The organism is Pseudonocardia lacus (assembly GCF_018531445.1).
GTDB classification, from domain to species: Bacteria; Actinomycetota; Actinomycetes; order Mycobacteriales; family Pseudonocardiaceae; genus Pseudonocardia; species Pseudonocardia lacus.
Map to the genome: position 1 here is coordinate 1 of NZ_JAHDTH010000472.1, position 1,091 is coordinate 1,091.

The window sequence follows — 1,091 nt, forward strand, 5'->3', positions numbered from 1 at the left end:
CCGGTGCGCACGAGAGCCCCGGCGCGGCAGCCGAGGGCGCGGGCGGCGTCGGCGGGAGCGGCGCGGCCGGTGATCCGCCCGGCCTCGGCCGCGTTGGCGGTGACCCAGTCGGCCCGGTCGAGCAGCGCGCGCACCGCGTCGGGCGCGGACCAGGGGGCCAGCGGGCCGGGGTCGTGCACCACCGTCACCTCCTCCGCGAGGCCGGCGATCCAGGGCAGCAGCGCGTCGCGGGTGGGGCCGTGCAGCAACTCGTAGCCCGACACCGAGATCGCGTCGCCGGCCCGCGGCGCGACGGCCGCCAGCTCCGCGCCGCTGGCCCCGACGACCGAGGCCGGGCTGGTCACGAACGTCCGCTCCCCCTCGTCGTCGACGACGGTGATGACCAGGCCGGTGTCCTCGGGACGGGGCCGCTGCAGCACCTGGACGCCTTCGGCGCGCAGGGCGGCCGCGGCGATGTCGGCGAACGGGCCGGTGCCGACCGGTCCGGCGTAGACGGCCGGCAGCCCCAGCCGCGCGGCCGCGGCCAGCACGTTGAACCCGCCGCCCGCCGTGGCGCCCATCCGGTGGGCCAGGACGTCGGCGCCGCGGGCGGGCAGCGCGGGGACGGCGGCGACCAGGTCGACCACGACGTTCCCCACGTGCACGAGCCGATCGATCATCGCTCGGGTCCGCGCAGCGCCAGCAGGTCGGCGGCGAGCCGGTCCAGCTCGAGGTCGTTGGCCCCGGCCACCGCGGCCCTCGCCTCGGCGGGCAGCGCGGCGGCCCCGTGGCAGGCGCCGGCCACGGCACCGGCCATGGCGGCGATGGTGTCGGTGTCGCCGCCGAGCGAGGCGGCCAGCCGGCAGGTCAGCCACGGGTCGTCGCCGGCGACCGCGAGCACGGCGAACGCGGCCGGGACCGACTCCTGGGTGGCCAGGCCGGTGCCGACCAGCGTCTCGATGAGCTCCGCGGCCCGATCCGGCGTCGTGCCGGCGACCAGGGCGGTGGCCCACTCGATGCGGGCGGCCACGTCGGCGGCGGCCACCCACCGCCCGTGCGCGGCGCCCGAGCGGGCTGCGGCGACGGCCGCGGCGGTGGCCCCGGCGACCGTG

2 protein-coding genes are annotated in these 1,091 nt (G+C 80.0%); both read right to left on the reverse strand.

The features are described from left to right. Positions 1-659 (reverse strand): PfkB family carbohydrate kinase (locus KIK08_RS39150; protein ID WP_214408350.1); only part of this gene is annotated, 659 nt, incomplete at its 3' end. After that, positions 656-1,091: ADP-ribosylglycohydrolase family protein (locus KIK08_RS39155; RefSeq protein ID WP_214408351.1), on the reverse strand; the 436-nt coding region annotated here is incomplete at its 5' end. The genes KIK08_RS39150 and KIK08_RS39155, both read right to left, overlap by 4 nt.